The organism is Ruminococcus sp. OA3, from assembly GCF_022440845.1.
In the GTDB taxonomy this organism is placed as follows: domain Bacteria; phylum Bacillota; class Clostridia; order Lachnospirales; family Lachnospiraceae; genus Ruminococcus_G.
In genome coordinates, this window is record NZ_JAKNTO010000001.1 from 1,290,571 (window position 1) to 1,311,308 (window position 20,738).

The 20,738-nt window shown below is 45.9% G+C and carries 16 protein-coding genes; 15 read left to right on the plus strand and 1 reads right to left on the minus strand.

Annotated elements, in window-relative coordinates:
• Nucleotides 1-202 precede the first annotated feature (202 nt).
• The 3 genes from MCG98_RS05925 (at nucleotide 203) to MCG98_RS05935 (ending at nucleotide 4,872) form a co-directional block, all read left to right on the plus strand.
• A complete protein-coding gene (locus tag MCG98_RS05925; protein ID WP_240300868.1) occupies nucleotides 203-1,009 on the plus strand; it encodes an ABC transporter ATP-binding protein in 807 nt (268 codons plus the stop codon).
• Nucleotides 1,002-2,984 carry an ABC transporter permease gene (locus MCG98_RS05930; protein ID WP_240300869.1) on the plus strand — a complete coding sequence of 661 codons (1,983 nt, stop codon included), beginning with the start codon at nucleotides 1,002-1,004 and terminating at the stop codon, nucleotides 2,982-2,984. Before MCG98_RS05925 ends, MCG98_RS05930 begins: the two co-directional genes overlap by 8 nt.
• Nucleotides 2,985-3,141: 157 nt before the next feature.
• The gene (locus MCG98_RS05935) at nucleotides 3,142-4,872 is read left to right on the plus strand and encodes an ABC transporter ATP-binding protein (RefSeq protein ID WP_240288990.1); all 1,731 of its coding nucleotides are present in this window, start codon (nucleotides 3,142-3,144) and stop codon (nucleotides 4,870-4,872) included.
• Between the two features lie 8 nt (nucleotides 4,873-4,880).
• Here MCG98_RS05935 and MCG98_RS05940 read toward each other — a convergent pair whose 3' ends face one another.
• Nucleotides 4,881-5,735: an AraC family transcriptional regulator gene (locus tag MCG98_RS05940; RefSeq protein WP_240288989.1), complete on the minus strand. Its 855-nt coding sequence runs from the start codon at nucleotides 5,733-5,735 to the stop codon at nucleotides 4,881-4,883.
• Between the two features lie 244 nt (nucleotides 5,736-5,979).
• Here MCG98_RS05940 and MCG98_RS05945 point away from each other — a divergent pair, with 244 nt between their 5' ends.
• The 12 genes from MCG98_RS05945 to MCG98_RS06000 all read left to right on the plus strand — a co-directional run bounded on the left by MCG98_RS05945 (nucleotide 5,980) and on the right by MCG98_RS06000 (nucleotide 20,718).
• On the plus strand, nucleotides 5,980-7,242 hold the full coding sequence (locus MCG98_RS05945) for a uroporphyrinogen decarboxylase family protein (protein ID WP_240288988.1): 1,263 nt from the start codon (nucleotides 5,980-5,982) through the stop codon (nucleotides 7,240-7,242).
• A 13-nt stretch (nucleotides 7,243-7,255) separates the two neighbouring features.
• Entirely contained in the window at nucleotides 7,256-8,293 is a 1,038-nt protein-coding gene (locus MCG98_RS05950; protein ID WP_240288987.1) for a sugar ABC transporter substrate-binding protein, read from the plus strand.
• A gap of 214 nt (nucleotides 8,294-8,507) precedes the next feature.
• On the plus strand, nucleotides 8,508-9,587 hold the full coding sequence (hisC, locus tag MCG98_RS05955; protein ID WP_240288986.1) for a histidinol-phosphate transaminase: 1,080 nt from the start codon (nucleotides 8,508-8,510) through the stop codon (nucleotides 9,585-9,587).
• 1 nt (nucleotide 9,588) lies between these two features.
• Entirely contained in the window at nucleotides 9,589-10,089 is a 501-nt protein-coding gene (locus tag MCG98_RS05960; protein ID WP_240288985.1) for a small multi-drug export protein, read from the plus strand.
• Between the two features lie 1,336 nt (nucleotides 10,090-11,425).
• Nucleotides 11,426-12,118 carry an RluA family pseudouridine synthase gene (locus MCG98_RS05965; protein ID WP_240300870.1) on the plus strand — a complete coding sequence of 231 codons (693 nt, stop codon included), beginning with the start codon at nucleotides 11,426-11,428 and terminating at the stop codon, nucleotides 12,116-12,118.
• A gap of 28 nt (nucleotides 12,119-12,146) precedes the next feature.
• A complete protein-coding gene (locus MCG98_RS05970) occupies nucleotides 12,147-13,292 on the plus strand; it encodes an ABC transporter substrate-binding protein (RefSeq protein ID WP_240300871.1) in 1,146 nt (381 codons plus the stop codon).
• A gap of 12 nt (nucleotides 13,293-13,304) precedes the next feature.
• Nucleotides 13,305-14,333 carry a LacI family DNA-binding transcriptional regulator gene (locus MCG98_RS05975; RefSeq protein ID WP_240300872.1) on the plus strand — a complete coding sequence of 343 codons (1,029 nt, stop codon included), beginning with the start codon at nucleotides 13,305-13,307 and terminating at the stop codon, nucleotides 14,331-14,333.
• A gap of 237 nt (nucleotides 14,334-14,570) precedes the next feature.
• Nucleotides 14,571-16,502, plus strand: a complete 1,932-nt coding sequence (gene iolD / locus MCG98_RS05980) for a 3D-(3,5/4)-trihydroxycyclohexane-1,2-dione acylhydrolase (decyclizing) (RefSeq protein WP_028528147.1) — start codon at nucleotides 14,571-14,573, stop codon at nucleotides 16,500-16,502.
• Nucleotides 16,503-16,641: 139 nt separating this feature from the next.
• Entirely contained in the window at nucleotides 16,642-17,418 is a 777-nt protein-coding gene (locus tag MCG98_RS05985) for a 5-deoxy-glucuronate isomerase (RefSeq protein WP_240300873.1), read from the plus strand.
• A gap of 48 nt (nucleotides 17,419-17,466) precedes the next feature.
• A complete protein-coding gene (locus MCG98_RS05990; protein ID WP_240300874.1) occupies nucleotides 17,467-18,504 on the plus strand; it encodes a LacI family DNA-binding transcriptional regulator in 1,038 nt (345 codons plus the stop codon).
• Between the two features lie 162 nt (nucleotides 18,505-18,666).
• A complete protein-coding gene (locus tag MCG98_RS05995) occupies nucleotides 18,667-19,668 on the plus strand; it encodes a Gfo/Idh/MocA family oxidoreductase (protein WP_240300875.1) in 1,002 nt (333 codons plus the stop codon).
• A 207-nt stretch (nucleotides 19,669-19,875) separates the two neighbouring features.
• Nucleotides 19,876-20,718 (plus strand): sugar phosphate isomerase/epimerase family protein, encoded by an 843-nt coding sequence (locus tag MCG98_RS06000; protein ID WP_240300876.1) that lies wholly within the window; start codon nucleotides 19,876-19,878, stop codon nucleotides 20,716-20,718.
• Nucleotides 20,719-20,738: the final 20 nt, after the last annotated feature.

Below are 20,738 nucleotides of genomic sequence, written 5' to 3' on the forward strand. Positions count from 1 at the left end.
GGTGCAAGCGCTGAAAATAGACCAAAAAATGGGCGTTTGCGGGGATACGAGCAGTTATAGATACCCCAAAAACCTTACAAAACTGTAAGTTTAAAAAGGAGAATGTAAGCCAAAACTAAGGCGAAGCATTCTCCTTTTTGCTATACTTCAAACAGGAAACGGACACAGAGGTCCCATGAGATAAAAACTGGAGGTAACAGATATGGCATTATTAGAAGTGCAGAATTTAAAGAAAGTATATACGACGCGTTTCGGGGGGAATCCCGTGCAGGCGCTTTCCAATGTATCTTTTTCAGTGGAAAAAGGAGAATTTGTAGCGATTATGGGGGAATCAGGATCGGGAAAAACGACATTGCTGAACATTCTGGCGATGCTGGACTCCCCGACGAGCGGAGAGGTATTGCTGAATGGAAAAAGCAGTGATTCGATCAGGGAAGCTGAGATCTCGGCATACCGGCGGGATCATCTGGGATTTGTATTTCAGGATTTCAACCTGCTGGATACGTTTTCACTCCGGGATAATATCTATCTGCCGCTGGTGCTGGCGGGAAAATACTACAAGGAGATGGAACGGAGGCTGGACCCGATCGCAAAAGAGCTGGGGATTGAGGAGCTGTTGCCAAAGTATCCTTATGAGGTGTCAGGAGGTCAAAAGCAGCGGGCGGCGGTGGCCAGGGCACTGATCACCAGGCCGGAACTGATCCTGGCTGATGAACCGACAGGGGCGCTCGACTCAAAAGCCAGCCGGGGACTGCTGAAGACATTCCGGCATATCAACGAAGCCGGACAGACAATACTGATGGTGACACATTCCGTGCGTGCTGCCAGCAATGCCTCACGTGTGCTTTTCATTAAAGACGGAGAAGTGTTTCATCAGATTTATAAAGCGTCCAGCACGTCCGAAGAGATGTATCAGAAAATCACTGACGCTCAGTCTGTGATCATGACGGGCGGTGATGAGAGGGAACTGAGCCGCAGCGAGTGCAGAATGGGAGGTAATCATGAATAGGCGGGGATTATACCGGAAACTGGCCCGTACGAATATAAAAAAGAATACAAGGACATATCTGCCGTATATAGCAGCCTGTATTATGACGGTCGCCATGTTTTACAACATGTATTTTCTGGCTGGCAATTCAGCCACAAGCAGCGGAAGCCTGAGATCCATGCTTGAAATGGGGAAATGGCTGGTCGGGATTTTTTCCTTTTTCTTTTTGTTCTACACGAACAGTTTTCTGGTTAAGCGCAGGAAGAAAGAGTTTGGACTTTATAATATATTAGGACTGGAAAAACGTCATATTGCAAAAGTAATGCTCTGGGAAACATTGTATACCGCACTGGCGGGAGTTGGCCTGGGACTGGTGTTCGGTATCCTGTTCAGCAAGCTGATGATTCTGCTGTTGTACCGTATTCTCCGTTTTGATATTGCGTATGGTTTTTCCGTATCTCCAGACGGGCTGATTGTGACAGCTGTCTTTTTCCTGCTCCTTTTCCTGCTGATCCTGCTGAACGGTCTTCGTCAGGTCCACACGGCAAGCCCGATTGAGCTGCTTCACGGAACTGAGGTCGGTGAGAAAGAACCAGGGACAAAGTGGGTGCTGGCTGTCATCGGAGTATTGTGTCTGGGTGGAGGCTATTACATTGCGATCGCGACGGAAAATCCGCTGGCGGCCCTCACATGGTTCTTTTTTGCGGTTCTTCTCGTCATCATCGGAACCTACTGCCTCTTCACTGCCGGGAGTATCGCAATACTGAAAATGCTGCGCAAGAATAAGGCTTACTATTATAAAACCAGTCATTTTGTGTCGGTGTCAGGAATGATTTACCGGATGAAACAGAATGCGGCAGGTCTTGCCACGATCTGTATTCTCTGCACCATGGTGCTCGTCATGATCTCCTCCACGGTGTCGCTGTACAGCGGAATGGATGATCTGCTGGACACGCGCTTTGCACATGACGTGACGGTGACGGCTGATTACCGGCCGGGAGACGGGTTCGACAGAGAACAGCAGCTGCAGAAAGTGAAAGAGGCGGCCGGCCAGTCCGCATGTACAGATATAAACACCCAGGACTATATGAAACTCTATTTCCCTCTTGTGAAAACGGGTGACGGGTTTACGGCAGATGAGGAAGCGTTTTCTGGTGTTTCAGACATGATATCTTTCTATGCTCTTACCCAGGAAGATTTTGAACGTATAGGGGGAGAACAGCTGAAGCTGTCGAATGGAGTGGCAGTATTCGATTCGACAGAATCAGTGCAGGATACCTTCGAGCTTTTCGGAGAAAAATTCCCTGTTGAAGAGAAGCTCGATTCGATACCACAGGGAGGAGCGCTGCAGGATGTTGTGCAGGCCGTCTGCGTAGTGGTTCCGGATGAGGAGATGCTGCAGAAACTTTATGAACTGAAGATACAGGCATTTGGCGATGATCAGGGGACTGGAATGAACTATATCATCGGTTTGGATATGAACGGCAGCAAAGAGGAGAAAATGGCATGTGCGGATCTGGTAAGAACTGCGGTCAGTCAGGATGCGGATCAATCCTACTCCTCTTATGTGGAATCCAAGCAGCAGTCGGAGGCGGATTTTTATGAGACATACGGGGGGCTGTTCTTCCTTGGGATATTTCTGGGGGCGCTGTTTGTGATGGCGACAGTGTTGATCATCTATTATAAACAGATATCTGAGGGATATGATGACGCAGGAAAGTACGAGATCATGCAGAAGGTGGGCATGAGCAGGCAGGAAGTCAAAGCATCCATCCGTTCGCAGGTTTTGAGCGTGTTCTTTCTTCCGCTTTTGATGGCTGGCGTGCATATTGCTTTTGCATTTCCCATTATTTCACGCCTGCTGGCACTCATGAACCTCACAAACACTTCGCTGTTTGCACTGTGCACCGTTATCACACTGGTTATTTTTGCTGTTTTTTATGCCATCGTCTATGCGCTGACGGCCAGAACCTATTATCGGATCGTGAAAGCGTAGAAGGGCTGTTCATCCTCGGAAAGTTGTGATAGAATGAGCGCAAGAGAGCCAACATGCCAGCATGATTGGCGAACGGCGAATGTCGATCATGAAACTTTTGATTCATGATAGAATGAGCGCAGGAAGTACATCAATGGATGAGGAGGGCAAATAGACGATGAACAAAAAGCTTGTGCGGCTTGCTTCGTACTATAAACCATATAAAGGCCTGTTTTTTTCAGACCTGCTGTTTGCAGTAACGGGAGCGGGAATTACCCTGGTAATTCCCCTTCTTGTGCGTTATATCACATCGAATGTGACGGAGATGGATCTGTCAGATGCGAGGCAGATGATCCTGAAGCTTGGTATTTTGATGATTGCCATGGTACTTATTGAGGCGGGCTGCAACTATTTTATTACTTATTTCGGACATATGATGGGTGTATTCATAGAGCGGGATATGCGAAATGAAATCTTCGGACACTACCAGAAGCTTTCTTTTGCGTTCTATGATAATCAGAAAGTGGGACATCTGTTATCACGTATCACGAGTGACCTGTTTGATATCAGCGAACTGCTGCACCATGGCCCGGAAGATCTTGTGATATCTCTGATCAAACTGGTGGGTGCGTTTATTATCCTTCTCAATGTCAATGGAACACTGGCTCTTGTGGCGATCGTCATTGTTGTAGTGATGATGATCTATGCTGTGTATTTCAACCGGGCGATGAAACATGCGTTTAAAGAAAACCGTGCCCGTATTGCAGATATTAACAGTCAGATCGAAGACAGCCTGGCGGGCATTCGTGTCGTTAAATCTTTTGGAAATGAGAAGAAGGAGCTTTCCAAGTTCCAAAGCGGTAATGAGCGTTTTGTGGATTCGAAACGGAAGAGCTACCGTTATATGGCGGGATATCATTCCGGCATGGGGGCGTTTACTACGCTGATCACAGTGGGTTCTCTGATTGCCGGTGCACTTTTGATGGCAGATGGAAAACTGCTGGTCGCAGATCTGGTGACATTTTTACTCTATATTAATAATTTTACTGAGCCGGTGAAGAAGCTGGTCAACTTTACGGAACAGTTCCAGAATGGATACAGTGGCTATGACCGGTTCCTGGAAATTATGGAGATAGCGCCGGATATCAAGGACGGACCGGATGCCGTCACAGTGAATCATGTCAAAGGTGATGTGGAATTTGACCAGGTATCCTTCCACTATGAAGACCACAGCCAGAATGTGCTCTCACACGTAAATCTGAAGGTGAATGCAGGGGAATATGTAGCGCTTGTCGGCAGTTCAGGGGCAGGAAAGACGACACTGTGCAGTCTCATTCCCCGCTTTTATGATGTGAGCAGCGGGGCGGTAAAAATTGACGGAACTGACGTGCGCGACATGAAACTGAAAGACCTGAGGCGTCAGATCGGGATTGTTCAGCAGGATGTGTATCTGTTTGCGGGAACAGTCATGGATAATATCCGCTATGGAAAACCGGATGCATCGGATGAGGAGGTGGTTCGGGCTGCAAGGGCGGCAAATGCTCATGAATTTATCACAGAATTAGTGGACGGTTATGACACCGACATCGGGCAGCGGGGCATCAAACTCTCCGGCGGACAGAAACAACGCCTCGCACTTGCCAGAGTATTTCTGAAAAATCCGCCGATCCTTATTTTTGATGAAGCCACTTCTGCGCTTGATAATGAGAGTGAAAAAGTTGTGCAAAAATCTCTCGAGGAACTGGCTAAGAACAGGACAACGTTCGTCATTGCACACCGGTTGTCCACGATACGAAACGCAAAACGAATTCTGGTGCTGACACAGGATGGTATCGCGGAGGAAGGAACACATGAGGAGCTGTTGAAAAAAGAAGGTATTTATGCAGGCCTTTATCAGATACAGTTCTAAAATACGTGTTACTGCCCAGGGTCAGTGTGTAAACGAAGCCGGAACTGTCCCGGTGTTGTCTTATATTTTTTTCTGAAAGATGCGATGTAGGATGAGGTAGTGGCAAATCCTACGTTCGCAGCAATCTGTTCAACTGAATATGTGGAGCTGGTCAATAGCTGGCGTGAGGCGTGAAGCCGGGTATTTATGATATATTGATATGGTGAATACCCGGTTTCTTTTTTGAATGTGGTGCAGAAACAGGATACACTCAACTGTGCCTTACGCGCCAGCATGTCTAACGTGAGAGGTTCCATGTAGTGGCGGTTGATGTACTGAATGATCATATCCATATAGTCGGGATCCTCGCCTTTTACGAGAAGAAGGCATAGGATTTCATATAGTTTGGCAGAAACGATGATCTCCGGATACTGTCTGGAAGCGGAGAAGGATTGGACGAGTTCCTGCATTTTTAACAGAAATTCTGTGTTGTTCTGTAAATCGAATACGTTCTGGTTATGATTAGAAGATATCAGATGTGAAAAGAACGGGTGAAAGTTCTTTCCATTAAAATGAATCCAAAGCATTTCCAGATGACCGATGGCCCCGTATATATGGGGCTTTTGTGTTTCTATAAGAACTGCCTGGCCGGCAGATGCCTCACCGGTCTGCCCGTCAGTCGAAAATACGAGCTTCCCCTTTAAGATATACATGATCAGATAGTGACAGTACTGATTGCGGATGGCACAGTACTCAGGAGAGCAAAAAGCGTGACCGATATATTCTACATAGAGCATGAGGTCACGGGCGTGCTGTGTGGGGTTGTGGGAGTATTCAAAAGAATCTGGTAAAGTACCCGGGGTTAAATGTGATTTGTAAATCATGCGGCAATCCTCTCTTACGCCTGATGACTGACGATAATTAAATATTTTGTAATGGTTGTTTTCCAATATTATAAGATGTTTTAGCAAAAAAACAACAGATACCGGTAAACTTTAGATTTAAAATAAGAATTCGACATTTTTGCAAAAGTATTTGTGATGTATTCAAAACAGAAAAATAGTATGATGTACCCATAGACAATAAAGTTAACTGAGGCCTCGAAAAAATGCACAAGGAGAACAAGCTATGACAGGGAAAGAGAGAATAACCACAACACTTAATCATAAAGAGCCGGACAAAGTTGCTGTTGACTTTGGAGGGACCTGCGATTCTACGATGCACGTAAGCTGTATTGCGGGGCTTCGCGATTATTATGGATTGGAGAAGCACCCTGTGACAGTGCAGGATGTATTTACGATGGCGGGAACCATGGAAGAAGATCTGCTGGATGCCATGGGGGTGGATACGGCCCCCGCATATCCGCTGGGGACCCACTTTGGTCTGAGAAGAGACAAAGTGAAGGAGTGGACCAACCTGCAGGGACAGACCATTCTCGTTCCGCAGGATTTTAACCCACAGCCTGACGGAAAAGGCGGGTATTACGTTCATACAAAAGGAGATCTGAGTCTTCCGCCGTCCGGGCACATGCCCGCAAAGTCATTCTATTTTGACGCTGTCCTTCGCCAGGAGCCTTTTGAGGAGGAGGATTTGAAACCGACGGATAACCTGATGGAGTGGACATTGTTTGACGATGAAAATCTTCAGTATCTGAAAAAACAGGCTGAGGAGGGTGCGGCGATGGGACGAGCCGTCGTGTTTGCGGCACCGGGCATGGGCCTGGGCGATGCGGGAGATATACCCGGTGACACGCTGAAATATCCAAGAGGGATCAGAAATTATACAGACTGGTATATGTCGGCGCTGGTCAGAGAAGACTTTGTAAAAGAATTATTTGAAAGACAGACGGATATTGCGATCGAAAATCTGAGAAGAGTAAATGATGTGTGCGGTGATCTGATCGATGTGGCATTTACCTGCGCGACAGATCTGTCTCATCAGCACAGCCTGTTTGTATCACCGGAAGTCTTCCGAGAATTCTATCTTCCGAGTTACCAGAGGGCAAATGACTGGATACACAAGAATACAAACTGGAAAATATTAAAACATAATTGCGGCGCAATCCGCCCGCTGATACCGCTTCTGATCGAATCGGGATTTGACGCTTTGAATCCCGTACAGACTTCAGCGGATCATATGGACCCGCAGGAATTAAAAGATGAGTTCGGGAAAGACCTTACTTTCTGGGGAGGCGGTGTTGATACACAGAAGGAACTGCCGTTCGGAACGCCTGAGGAAGTGCGCGAGCAGGTACTGAGAAGATGTGAGATATTTTCGAGAGACGGGGGTTTTGTCTTTAATGCAATTCACATCATTCAGGCAAATACACCGATTGAGAATATTGTGGCGATGATTGATGCGGTGAAGGAGTTTAACGGAGACAAACACTAACGGAGGAAATCATATGAAGAAAAGAATATTGACCTTACTCACAGTGGCAGCCGCCGCCATGATGATGACGGGCTGCGGCGGAAGCGGGCGGGAGACGGCGGCATCTGCTGATGAGACAGATAAAGAGGATACAGCAGAAGGATCAGATACAAAAGAAGGGACACCGGCAGAGGACGGTTCGGTTAAAATCGGTATGGTTGTAAATTATGCCGGGCAGGACCCGTATCAGACTTCTTATTATGACACTATGGTGGCATATGCGGGAGAAAAAGGGGTGGAACTTCAGATTCTCGACCCGAAAGGTGATTCTACGACACAGGCTAACCAGGTGCAGGATCTGATCAATATGAAATGTGACAGTATCATTATCTGGCCGGTAAACAGTGAAGCGGCTGTCGCATCCGCAAGAGCGGTTTATAAGGCAGGAATACCATGTATGACGGCAAATACCAGGATCGCAGAAGCTGGTGAGGAATTTATTGAGTGCCATGTCGGTCCGTCCTGTGTGGAAGAGAGTAAACTCACGGCAGAGGAAATGGTCAGACAGCTGGGAGAAGATGCCCGGATCGTGGAGATTGCCGGACCGGCAGGGTATTCATCCGCTATGGAGCGCACAGAGGGAATGAAGCTTGGTATTGAGGGGACGAATGCTGAACTTCTGGACAGTCAGACCGGCGAAGGTAATCGTGAAAAATGTCAGCAGATTGCAGAAAATTATCTTGTCAAATATGCCCCGGGAGAACTTGATGCTATCTTTGTATATGACGATAATGGTGCTTATGGCGCATGGAACGCAGTGGAAGCGGCCGGAAGACAGGAGGATGTGAAGATTTATGCAGGGGCTTCCGGGAGTTACGGAACACTTGACTATGTGCGGGATGGGAAAATTGCGGCTACTGTTATGCAGTCACCGTACTATGATGCAGAGACTGCTCTTGACATGGCGGTCAGGCTGGCGGGGGGAGAAAAACCGGAGAGCTTTGACAACAATATCGAGACACCTCTGGCAACAAAAGAAAATGTAGATACTCTGGATATGGAGGAATGGTAAAACGGTATTCTGTGACTAACCGATAAATTTCCGGCACTGTCAGTAAGAGCAATCGTCTGGTGAAAGCGCATTATTTGCGATACCACCAGACGGTTGCTTTTTGATGGAAAACCGGGTATACTGTTGTTCTGAAATAAATCCCCTGAAAAACCCTGTTTTTTGCGGGGCAGGCAGATAGTAAATGCCAGAATGAAAAACGCAGAGAGGAAAACTGATGAAAACTTGGAAAGATAATGTAAGAAACGTCGTTCCTTACGTGCCGGGTGAACAGCCGGATGATCCGGATGTGGTAAAATTAAATACCAACGAAAATCCATATCCGCCGTCGCCGCTGGTAGAACAGACTCTGAAGTCGCTGAAGTCAGATTCATTTCGGTTGTATCCGGATCCTACGGCACACAAGCTCGTAAAAGCGATCGCAGACTACCACGGGATGAAGGAGACGGAAGTATTCGTAGGCGTGGGGTCTGACGATGTGCTGGCTATGGTGTTTATGACATTTTTCAACGGTGATGCCCCGATTCTGTTTCCTGATATCACCTATTCTTTTTATGATGTATGGGCAGAACTTTTGAGGATTCCGTATGAGAGAATTCCTCTGAATGATGAGTTTGATATTGTTGCCGACGATTATAAAAAGCTGAACGGGGGAATTGTTTTTCCCAATCCCAACGCACCGACAGGTGCAGAGCTGTCGCTGGAATCCGTGAGGGAGATCATCGAATCCAACCGGGATTCCGTTGTAGTTGTGGATGAGGCTTATGTGGATTTCGGTGCGGAAACAGCGCTGCCGCTGATAAAAGAATATGACAATGTACTCGTCGTGCGAACATTTTCAAAATCCCGTTCCATGGCAGGCTTACGTATCGGCTATGCCTGCGGTAATGAGGAGATGATTCGTTTCCTGAATGATGTAAAATATTCGTTTAATTCTTATACCATGGATACCACGGTACTGGAGCTTGGGGAAGCGTCTATAAAAGATGAGACTTATTTTCGGGAAACAATCGGAAAAATCACTGAGACACGGGAATGGACGCAGGAGCAGCTTGCCAGACTGGGATTTTCATTGAAAGCTTCGAAGGCAAACTTTGTTTTTGCGGCGCATGAAAGCTGCCCGGCATCAGAATTATTTGCCCGGCTTCGTGAGGAACATATTTATGTCCGTTATTTTAATAAACCACGAATCAGCAATTATCTGAGAATTACGATCGGGACACCGGAAGAGATGAGAAAGCTGGTAGGATTTCTGGAACGTTATTTAGCAGAGAGAAAAGAAAAGGGAGAAGCATAACATGGATTCACTGGTACAATGGTTTACTGCCAACCTGACACCCTATATTTCGGAAACAGCTGTGGTTTTTATCATTTCACTGCTGCCGATCCTGGAGCTGCGGGGAGGGCTGCTTGCTGCGTCCCTGCTGCAGGTGCCGTATCTGACGGCACTGCCTCTATGTATTATCGGAAACATTCTTCCTATCCCATTTATCCTGTTGTTTATTAAGCAGATATTTAAATGGATGAAGAAGACGAAGCTGTTTCGGCCAATGATCGAATGGCTGGAAAGAAAGGCAATGGGAAAAAGTGATAAGATAGAGAAGTATGAATTCTGGGGTCTGGTGCTGTTTGTGGGGATTCCACTTCCCGGAACGGGAGCCTGGACAGGAGCACTGATTGCATCGCTTCTGGATATTGATATTAAGAAATCATCTCTTGCGATTCTTTTGGGAATTTTTCTCGCGTCAGTGATTATGAGTATCGTGTCATACGGTGTGCTCGGCAGTATCATCAGATAAGAGGAAAATGGGAAGACAATGATATAAGCTGATATAATAGGAAACTGCGTCCAAAACCGGGACGCAGTTTTTGGTTTTAACAGAAAAACAAAATTATCTGGAAATTCAATAAAATTAAAACAATAAACAGTGTATTATGGCGCAATATGTGCGATATGAAAATAATGGAAAAAAACTTTAAAAATGTGTTGACAAATAAGACGGCATCTGTTATTATAAATACATCAAAAGAAACCAGTCAACAAACACTTAACAGAGTTCATAATTTCTACATATAAATTTATATAAAGAATTATGAAGAAGGAGGTTAGTCCATTGGGAGAGGTACATAATAACAATCAATATGAAAGTGGTATGGCATAGCAATTCCCCGCGAGAAGACCTTTTAATAAGATGAAAAATTGACTTCCATATTTTCGAAAAGAAAAAACAAAGGAAAAAGCTAAAAGGTATATATATAGCTGGCCTTCATATTGAACATATACCACAAAAAATAATTCGAAGATTATGATATGTAAAGAAATATGATAATCAACATTTTGAATTATTCCTCAGGAGCAAAAGATGAGACAGTGAAAACATTATAAAGGAATCTGAAAAAATCTAAGGATTCATAGATCGAAAATGAAAGATAAGAGTTAAGGACAAAATCGGAAGAAGAAATATAGTAAGGAACAAAAGAAAATCTTTATCCCAATATCAGGTATGCGAGACGAGAAATCGGGTATTTGAAGGTGGAATTGAACACATCTCAAAATGAAATCAGGAGATAGATGAGATTTTAAGTTATCAGAAATGATATTTAAAGATCTATCAATTCTAATGAAGTCATCAGCGGATAGAATCAAATAAAGAGAAACTTTCATTCCTGAAAAAGAATTCAGAAGATAGAAGTGAGAAGCTATAATCCGAAGTAGAAGAGAAATAGAATTCAAGGATTTTAAGTAAGAGAACTTTATAAAGTCACATTTCAATCAAAGCAAATGAGAAGCATATTAAATAATTTCATTTATTTAGAGATAGAGAAAAAATTTAATATGAGATAAATATATATAACTTCTAAGTAAGATCATCACTTACGAGCAGGGAATATCAGATATTTAAATTTATATAGATAATTGAATATGGAACTATTGATGTTTCGTAAAGAAGTAAATTAGACATATAAAATTTAAGAGAGAGAGAAGAAAAATTGAATAACGAAGATTCATAAGCAGCCGTTATATCGAAAAATAGATATAGCGGTTGCTTGTTTTTGTACTTTTATATATAATGTATCTAAGAATCGGGTGTGTTTTGTGTGAAAGCCCCGTAAAATTGAAATGGAGTATTGAATATGGCTCAGTTCCGAATGAGAGATTTGGAAGAGAATATAGTATATGAAGACCGTGAAATGATTGTGATTAACAAACTGGCAGGAGTGGCGGTACAGAGTGCAAGGTTCGGGCAGATGGATCTGGAGAGCGCTGTTAAAAATTATTTGTCTGAGAAAAACAGCGGAGGCCCGAATGAGATTCCTTATCTCGGCATTATCCATCGTCTGGATCAGCCGGTGGAAGGTCTTGTTATTTTCGGAAAGACAAAAAAGGCGGCAAAAGATCTGAGCAGGCAGATTACCGATGGCACATTAGAAAAGTATTATCTGACAGTTGTCGAGAATGATAACGTATCGAAGGAAGGCATATTGGAACACTATCTCGTGAAAGATGGCAGAGAAAATCGTTCCAGAGCAGCGGATCAGCCTGAAAAAAATGCGAAACGGGGGATATTACACTATCGGCTGATAGAACAGCGAAATCTCAGGGCATTAGTGGAGATCAGGCTTTTGACAGGCAGACATCATCAGATCCGTGTGCAGATGTCATATGCGGGAATGCCGCTTGCGGGAGATCAAAAATACAATGCCAGGGCAGGGAGTGAACCGCTGGCTTTGTGTGCATATAAACTGCAGTGTACACATCCGGCAACAGGTAAAAGAATGAGCTTTCAGATACCGAGAGAGGACCTTGACCGGTATTATAAGGAATAGCAAAAGCTGAATAAGAAGGGAGAACGCAATGGGTAAGAAATGTCTGAGCCTTTTACTGGCCGGGTTATTACTGGCAGTTACAATGGGGTGCGGAAAAGATGATTCCGCAAAGTTAAACGAGGGGGAGGAGCAGACAGAGGAGAAGGATAGCGAGCCGGAGGTTACGAAAGAAAACGAGACGGAAGATACGGGAGTGGAGATTGAGCTGCCGGATGAGCAGAAACTGAAGACGGATTATACGACTGTGAAAGGACTGGAACTTACTGCAGCCTCACATATTGCGGTTGTTGTAAAAGGAAAAAAGTCCAATTATTGGAAAGCTGTGCAGACCGGTATGCAGCAGGCGATTGATGATCTGAATGAAGAAGCGGGATTCGTCGATGATGACAAAATATATATGACCTTTGAAGCGCCGGAAGATGAGAGCGATGCGGAAGGCCAGATTAATATAGTGGATGCTGTATTGGCAGAAAATCCCCAGGTGTTATGCCTGGCAGCCATTGATATGGGATCCTGTGAGGCACAGCTGGAGACGGCTGAGGAAAATGGAATACCGGTGATCATTCTGGATTCCGGGGTGATGACGGATGAGCTTGTCTATACAGTGTGCAAAACGGACAACAGGGAGGCGGGAGCGGAAGCAGCACGCCGTTTATGCCAGAGAATTAATGAATCGGGGGAAGTACTGATTGTTGCATCGCAGCATAAAGGGGAATCCATATCAGAACGGGTGCAGGGATTTTTAAGTGAGGCTCAGGATTCGCACAGCTCAGTAGTGGTTATGGATGTGATTTATGCGGATGATGCAGATGATGACAGAAGTGTAAAAGACAGGGTGTTGTCGGTGCTGGAGGAAAGGCCTGACATCAAAGGCATATTTGCAACAGATGAGACAATGGCATCTGAAGTTTTAGACATTCTGGATACAGAGGAAAATGCAGATATTCTGATGGTGGGATTTGATTCCGGTTCCAGGCAGCAGGAAGCCATCCGAAATGGAAAAGAGTATGGAACTGTTTGCCAGAATCCGTTTGGCATGGGATATGCGACGATCACTTCGGCAGCCAGAGCCATTCTGGGGCTGGAGAATGATAAAGTCATCGATGCGGGTTATCAGTGGATAGACAGCAGCAACATAGACCAGGAAGAAAATCAGAAATTTTTATACGAGTGAGAGTAGGGGAAAATGGCTGGAACGATAAGACAGATAGCACAGATTGCCGGGGTTTCCCGCGGAACGGTTGACCGGGCGCTTAATCACAGGGGGCGGATAAACCCTGAGGTAGCCCGGAGAATCTGGGAGATAGCAGAGGAACTGGATTATCATCCGCGAAACAGAGAGGAAAAGGCTGAGAATAACGAAGGCGAACTTCGTATCGGAGTGATCACGCAGATGTCAGAGTCCTCCTTCATGATTCCGGTGCATCAGGGGATCGCAGAGGTTGAAAAAGAGTTGAAGGAGCGCAATGTGGTTCTTTGCATCCGTAATATTGTCTCGGTGGATGAGCAGGAACAGTTAAAAGCGATTGAAGAACTGGACGAGCTTCGGATATCGGGACTTGCGATCATGCCTGTGGAGTGTGACAGCGTCAGAAGCAGGCTGAACCGTCTGATGGAGGAGCGGCATATACCGGTTGTGACATTTAATTCGGATATTGTTGGAACGAAACGCAGCTGTTTTGTCGGCCTTGACAACAGAAAAAGCGGCTGTGCTGCCGCAGGGCTGATGGGAATGCTGACACGGGGCATCGGAAAAATACTGATCATTACCGGATTTTTTACAAACAGTGTCAACAGCCTGAGAGTAGAGGGCTTTATCGAGGAAGTAAAGCGGTCATTTCCGGATATGGAGCTGCTTGGTGTACAGAGCAGTTCAGGGGATGCCAGGGAGGTTGAACAGATCATTGTGAACACTATGCATATGATGCCGGATCTGGCAGGGATTTTTGTGGCATCACGGGGGCAGGGAGGCGTGTGCTGTGCATTGGATAAAATTAAGCCGGAACGCAGGCCGTATGTGATCGTCTACGATATGACACCGAAAAACGTAGAGGCGCTGGAAGAAGACTATTTCGATTTCCTGATTGACCAGGAAGGATATGTTCAGGGATATCGGGCGATTCATCTTCTGTATGACCATCTGGTCAAGGGAAGGGAATTAAATCAGGATATGATGTTTACAGACATTAAAATTCTTACAAAATATAATATTTAGGTTGATTGGCACGCTTTGCGTGCCAAATGCGTGCCAAAGCTTTTGTGCAATCCCTCCAACAAAGGGATTTTTTTTTGTGTATAATATAAAATAAGGGAATATCCACAAAAAATGCTTGCGCGAAAGAGGTTCAGGTGTTAGAATAAGTGCATAAAAGGTAAGCAAATTGCGTGTCAAAAAGGCACGCAAGCAGGTGGGCATCGAAGGATGCCGCGTAGAATAGGAGGATATTGAGCAATGGAAAAAACAACCAGAATGACAGTTGCCCAGGCAATTGTAAAATTCCTTGACAATCAGTACGTCAGCCTTGACGGTCAGGAGACAAAATTTGTTGAAGGCTTCTTTACCATCTTCGGACATGGTATCGCTGTCGGCCTTGGAGAGGCGCTGGATACAAACCCTGGTCAGTTAAAAGTTATGCAGGGAAGAAATGAGCAGGGGATGTGCCATACTGCGATTGCATTTGCAAAACAGCACAACAGAAGAAAGATCATTCCCTGTGCATCTTCTGTAGGACCTGGAGCTGCCAACATGGTTACAGCATGTGCTACGGCAACTGTTAATAATATTCCGCTGCTGGTATTCCCGGCAGATACATTTGCATCCAGACAGCCGGACCCGGTTCTGCAGCAGCTGGAGCAGAGCAACAGCCTTGCTGTCACAACAAACGATGCGTTCAAACCGGTTTGTAAATACTGGGACCGCGTGACACGTCCGGAACACATCATGACGGCACTGATCAGCGCAATGCGTGTGCTGACGGATCCGGCTGAGGCAGGAGCATGCTGCATCGGGCTTTGTCAGGACGTAGAGGGAGAGTCTTTTGACTTCCCGGACTACTTCTTCCAGAAGAGAGTACACAGAATTACAAGACCAGTTGCCGTTGACGAAGAGCTGGAAGACGTTGCCGCAGTGATCGCAGAAGCGAAAAAACCGCTTATCATTGTAGGCGGCGGTGTAAAATACTCTGAAGCAGGCGAGACGGTTGAGAAATTCTGTGAAGAATTTAAAATTCCATTCGGCGAGAGCCAGGCTGGTAAAAGTGCTTGTAAATCAAGTCATCCATACTGCCTTGGAGGAATCGGTGTTACAGGTACACTGGCTTCCAATGTCATCGCGAAAGATGCAGATGTTGTCATTGCAATCGGAAGCAGGCTGTCTGACTTTACGACAAGCTCTAAGAGACTGTTTACAAATTCAGATTCAAAGTTTGTTACAATTAATAATAACAGATACCACGCATACAAAATGGATGCAGTAAAGGCTGTTGGTGATGCCAAGGTTACAATCGAAGCACTGGCTGAGAAGCTGAGAGCAAAGGGTTACGTATCTGCATACAGCGGAGAGATTGAAGCAGCTAAAAAGGCATGGGATGAGGAAATGGCTCATCTGGCAGGCATTACATACACAGGCGATGACTTCGATCCGATCATCAAAAACAGAGACCCGCGTACTGTTCCGGAATTTGTTAAAATGACGGGCGGAATGATCACACAGACGGCCGCACTGGCAGCTATCCGTGAAGTGATCGACAAAGATGCCAACTATATTACGGCGGGCGGCAGCCTTCCAAGCTGTTCACAGAGAATGTGGACCACAGATAAACGCTGCGGATACCATGCAGAGTACGGATACTCCTGTATGGGATATGAAGTTGCGGCAACACTCGGCGTGAAGATGGCTGATCCGGACAACGAAGTATATGCAGTTGTCGGAGATGCAAGTTTCCAGATGCTGCACAGCGAGATCATGACCATCATGCAGGAGAAACAGAAAGTCAATATTTTGGTATTTGACAACTGTGGATTCGGATGCATCAACAATCTGGAGATGGGCCATGGTATCGGAAGTATTGCTACCGAGTTCCGTTACAGCGAAGGACAGAAGCCGTGTGGTGATCTGATCCCGGTTGACTACGCAAAAGTTGGTGAAGGATACGGCCTGAAGACATATACATGTAAGACGATCCAGGAACTGAAAGATGCGCTGGAAGATGCTAAGAAACAGACGGTTGCCTGCCTGTTCGATCTGAAAGTTATTCCGAAAACGATGACAGACGGATATGAGTCATGGTGGAATGTCGGTATCGCTACGACTTCTGAGAAAGAAAGCGTTCGCGAAGCGTGCGAAGGCGTTATGGAAGGAAGAGCAGAAGCAAGAAAATATTGATGCCAGGGTCAAAAGGTGTTTTGTCCCCAACATCATATTAATTGTATTTAAGGTTTGGTGGAAGGTTTCGGCCTTCCACCAAAATTGTATTTAAAGCTATGTTGTATGAGCCGCAGCAGGTGCGGCATGGGAGGAAATAATGGGAAAAGATTTTGGTTATCCGGCATGGAGTACAGACGGTGAACAGATTGTGACAGAATATGAAGGCGATTACAGCGATATGCTGATGGATATCCGGTTGTTCAGAATGAAATCCGGGTCTGTTAAGACATTTAAAAAGCCTGAGGAAGAGACCGCAGTGCTGCTGCTTCAGGGGAAAATAAGTCTGACATGGGATGGGAAAATACAGCAGGTTTCCAGAAAAGATGTCTGGACGGAAGGCCTGTGGTGCCTGCATGTGTGCAAAGATGTAGAGATCACCGTTACGGCGGAGTCTGATGACGTTGAGATTCTGATACAGTCCACTCATAACAACCGGACGTTTCCGTCAAAGCTGTTTGGCCCTGAAGATGCACCCTGGGTTGAGCGGTGCCATGGGAAATATGGAGATACGGCGAAGCGGAAAGTCAGTACGATTTTTGACTACGAGTCAGCACCGTATTCTAATATGGTGATCGGAGAGATCATGAATGATCCGGGAAACTGGTGTGGCTATCTCCCGCATACTCATCCGCAGCCGGAAGTATATTACTTTAAATTTGAACGTCCGGAGGGCTTCGGTGCCAGCTTTGTTGGGGAAGACGTCTACTACATTAAGGACGGGAGTTTCAGTGCCATCCCGGGAGGTAAGACGCATCCGCAGTCTGCAGCACCGGGGTATCGGATGTATATCGTATGGATGATCCGGCATTTTGATGACAATCCGTGGACGGTGGGAACGTATGATGAAAGATTTACATGGCTGGATGAAGTTTAAAAAACTGTTGCACGCATAATTTTGCTGATTGCTTGAAGGGGACACATTATGGCAGTGACATTACAGGAAATTGCAGAACGAGCCGGAGTATCCCGGGGGACAGTTGACCGTGCGCTGAACAACAGGGGACGGATACGTCCTGAGGTGGCAGACCGTATCCGGCAGATTGCGGAAGAAATGGGGTATCGGCCGAACCGTGCGGGCAAGGCACTCGCCATGGCAAGACGCTCTATCTGCATCGGAGTTGTTCTTCAGGAAGTGGAGACGATGTTCATGCGGGGGATTCTTGAGGGCATAGAAGCGGCAAAGGAAGAACTGGGACACCTTGGGGCTTCCGTGGTCCTGAAAGAAATTAAAGGCTTGAACACAAAGGCGGTCATAGATGCGATGGAGGAGCTCCGGTCACAGAATGTACATGCGATTGCAATGAATCCATCCATGAACAGGAGGACAAAAGAGACGATTGACCGGTTTGCTGGTGAATATGGTATTCCGATCGTTACATTTAATACTGATCTTGAAGACTGCAGCCGTCTCTGTTATATTGGTCAGAATACCTACGAGTGCGGACGGGCAGCTGCCGGCCTGATGGGAGAAATCATTGGCGGGTACGGAGAAGTAGGAGTTATCACAGGCTATGAGGCGAATCCCAGCCTGAACAAGCGGGTGGAGGGGTTTCGAGATGAGATTGCTGCCCGCTTTACTGATATAAAGATTGTTGGTGTACAGTATGCGTACAACAGTGATGCTATTGCTGAGGATATTACCAGAGAGCTGGTGGAACGCCACCCGGAGATCAAGGGTCTGTTCCTGACAGTAAATGTGGAGCAGGGAGTCTGTGCGGCACTGGAAAAAGAGGGCATCATCGGCAGAGTGAAAATCATTTCCAATGACTTAAATGAGAACAACAGAAAACTGCTGTGTGACGGAAATATAGCATTTGTACTGGAGCAAAATGCAAGAGTTCAGGGCTATGAACCGATCATGGTACTGTTTCATCTGGTGTTTGACGGGGAGAAACCGCAGGATGAATTTCAATATACGGACCTTACGATCCGAACCAGATATAATCTGCCGCCTGGATAACAGGCGGCATTATTTCTGGAAAAATGCATAAAAAACATCTGATAATATTGGATATTTTTCCAGATGGCGTACACGTGCACGCGGTGTTATACTGAAGTAAGATTAAGGTGGGAAACAGTGACAGAGAAGTAAACTTATGATTCATTTAAGGAGGAATTTGCTATGTTAAAAGTTGGAGTTGTAGGCTGTGGGATGATCGGTCAGGAGCATATCAGGCGACTGAGCAAAAAGCTGCAGGGCGTACAGGTTGTCGCTGTGTCCGATGTGTTTGAAGAGGGTGCAAGAAAGGCTGGCGGGATCTGCGGAGCAAAAGTATATACGGACGGGGCTGACCTCGTAGCGGACCCGGAAGTAGAAGCAGTGGTAGTTACTTCACCGGGATTTGCGCACAAGGAAACCGTGCTTCAGGCTATTGCAGCGGGAAAAAGAATATTTTCAGAAAAGCCGCTTGCTACGACGGCGGCGGATTGTAAAGAAATCGTAGATGCTGAGATGGCATCCGGAAAACATCTGGTACAGGTAGGTTTTAACCGCCGATACGATAAAGGCTATCATCAGCTTAAAGAGGTGCTGGAATCCGGAAAATATGGAGAACCGCTGATGGCGCACTGCACACATCGTAATCCTGTAGTGGCTGATACATACACAACAGAAATGGCTGTACATGATACGCTGATCCATGAAATCGATGTGATGCACTGGCTCATTGACGACGAGTATGAGTCAGCACAGGTTATCTTTAACAAGAGAACAAAGAATGCACTGCCGCATCTTGCAGATCCGCAGTTTATGATTTTCCGGACCAAAGGCGGCATGACGATCGATGTTGAAGTATTTGTAAACTGTAAATTCGGATATGACATCAATTGTGAAGTTGTCTGCGAAGAAGGGACTGTGAAGCTGGCTGCACCGGCGACACCGATCATCAGGAGCGATGCGAATGTCGCAACCGGTATTGAGACGAGCTGGATCAACCGTTTTATCGAATCATACGATACGGAGCTTCAGGACTGGGTGAACGCTGCAGCTGAGGGCATCATCAATGGACCCACAGCGTGGGACGGCTACGTTGCAGCGGTGACGGCAGATGCGTTTGTCAGGGCGCAGAAGAGTGGTCAGGTTGAGCCGATCGTCACAGGAGAAAAACCGGAATTTTACCGCTGAAACCAGTAACAGTTCAGACGGGCATCTTCTCTTCTGTACGAATTTTTTCGACGTCTGAACGGTTGCGAAAAATATGATGTTTTTCATGAAAACAGTTGATAAATCCTCCAAAAAAAATTATAATGAATTTATGCGAGACGACACGTAAAAGGTATTTGGATAAGGTATGTGGATCGCTGAAGTTTAAGAGAATAAGGAGGAATAAGGATGAAGATTGGTTTTAATGAAGCAACAGCTTTGAAGTGTCAAGGACAGTCTTTGATGGCAGACCTGGAGATGTGCGAGAAATACGGTTTTGATTACTTTGAAATCCGCTACGACTGCATCGCAAAATATATTCAGGAAGGCCATACACTGGAAGAGCTGGGAGTGTGGTTTAAAAACCATAACATCAAACCATGGGCTTACAATACACTGGAATTCTTTAACCAGCTGGATCCATTCCAGACTCTGGCCATGGACTGGCACCTTGACTGGATCAAGGAAGTGTGTGAAGCAATCGGGATGAAGATGCTGATCGCTGTTCCGTCCTTCAACGTAGGACTGGACAAGAGCGTAAATGATATCAAAAAAGAAGCAGCAGCGAGACTGCGTTACATCGCTGAGAAAATGGGTCCGGACATCCGCGTATCCCTGGAGTTCTGCGGTGTGCCGACATGTTCGGTCAATCAGTTCCAGACAGCATACGATGTGGTGGAAGAAGTAGGACTTCCCAATGTAGGTGTAACGCTGGATACCTTCCATTTCCATGAAATGGGATCCAGCCTGGAAGCGCTGAAAAAGGCTGATCCGAAGAAGATCTTCGTATACCATCTGAATGACTGTGAAGACCTGCCGATCGGATCCTGCGGCGATGACAAACGTCTGTGGCCGGGTGAGGGTGTTGTGGATCACGAGTCTATCGCAGCTGCACTGAATGAGATTGGATTTGACGGCGTTTGTACGATCGAAGAGTTCCGTCCGGAATACTACGCGATGAATCACGAGGAGAATATCAGGAAAGCGGCTGAAGTGACAAAGGAATTTGTGGCAAAATATTTTAACAAATAAGGAATGGAAAAGGAGAAAAG

Excerpts from the sequence above, each read along its gene's own strand:
- MCG98_RS05940 (WP_240288989.1), bottom strand. The coding sequence starts at position 5,735 with ATGATTTACAAATCACATTTAACCCCGGGTACTTTACCAGATTCTTTT.
- iolD (WP_028528147.1), top strand. The coding sequence starts at position 14,571 with ATGGAAAAAACAACCAGAATGACAGTTGCCCAGGCAATTGTAAAATTC.
- MCG98_RS05935 (WP_240288990.1), top strand. The coding sequence starts at position 3,142 with ATGAACAAAAAGCTTGTGCGGCTTGCTTCGTACTATAAACCATATAAA.
- MCG98_RS05950 (WP_240288987.1), top strand. The coding sequence starts at position 7,256 with ATGAAGAAAAGAATATTGACCTTACTCACAGTGGCAGCCGCCGCCATG.
- MCG98_RS05965 (WP_240300870.1), top strand. The coding sequence starts at position 11,426 with ATGGCTCAGTTCCGAATGAGAGATTTGGAAGAGAATATAGTATATGAA.
- MCG98_RS05960 (WP_240288985.1), top strand. The coding sequence starts at position 9,589 with ATGGATTCACTGGTACAATGGTTTACTGCCAACCTGACACCCTATATT.
- MCG98_RS06000 (WP_240300876.1), top strand. The coding sequence starts at position 19,876 with ATGAAGATTGGTTTTAATGAAGCAACAGCTTTGAAGTGTCAAGGACAG.
- MCG98_RS05970 (WP_240300871.1), top strand. The coding sequence starts at position 12,147 with ATGGGTAAGAAATGTCTGAGCCTTTTACTGGCCGGGTTATTACTGGCA.
- hisC (WP_240288986.1), top strand. The coding sequence starts at position 8,508 with ATGAAAACTTGGAAAGATAATGTAAGAAACGTCGTTCCTTACGTGCCG.
- MCG98_RS05985 (WP_240300873.1), top strand. The coding sequence starts at position 16,642 with ATGGGAAAAGATTTTGGTTATCCGGCATGGAGTACAGACGGTGAACAG.
- MCG98_RS05990 (WP_240300874.1), top strand. The coding sequence starts at position 17,467 with ATGGCAGTGACATTACAGGAAATTGCAGAACGAGCCGGAGTATCCCGG.
- MCG98_RS05975 (WP_240300872.1), top strand. The coding sequence starts at position 13,305 with ATGGCTGGAACGATAAGACAGATAGCACAGATTGCCGGGGTTTCCCGC.
- MCG98_RS05930 (WP_240300869.1), top strand. The coding sequence starts at position 1,002 with ATGAATAGGCGGGGATTATACCGGAAACTGGCCCGTACGAATATAAAA.
- MCG98_RS05945 (WP_240288988.1), top strand. The coding sequence starts at position 5,980 with ATGACAGGGAAAGAGAGAATAACCACAACACTTAATCATAAAGAGCCG.
- MCG98_RS05925 (WP_240300868.1), top strand. The coding sequence starts at position 203 with ATGGCATTATTAGAAGTGCAGAATTTAAAGAAAGTATATACGACGCGT.
- MCG98_RS05995 (WP_240300875.1), top strand. The coding sequence starts at position 18,667 with ATGTTAAAAGTTGGAGTTGTAGGCTGTGGGATGATCGGTCAGGAGCAT.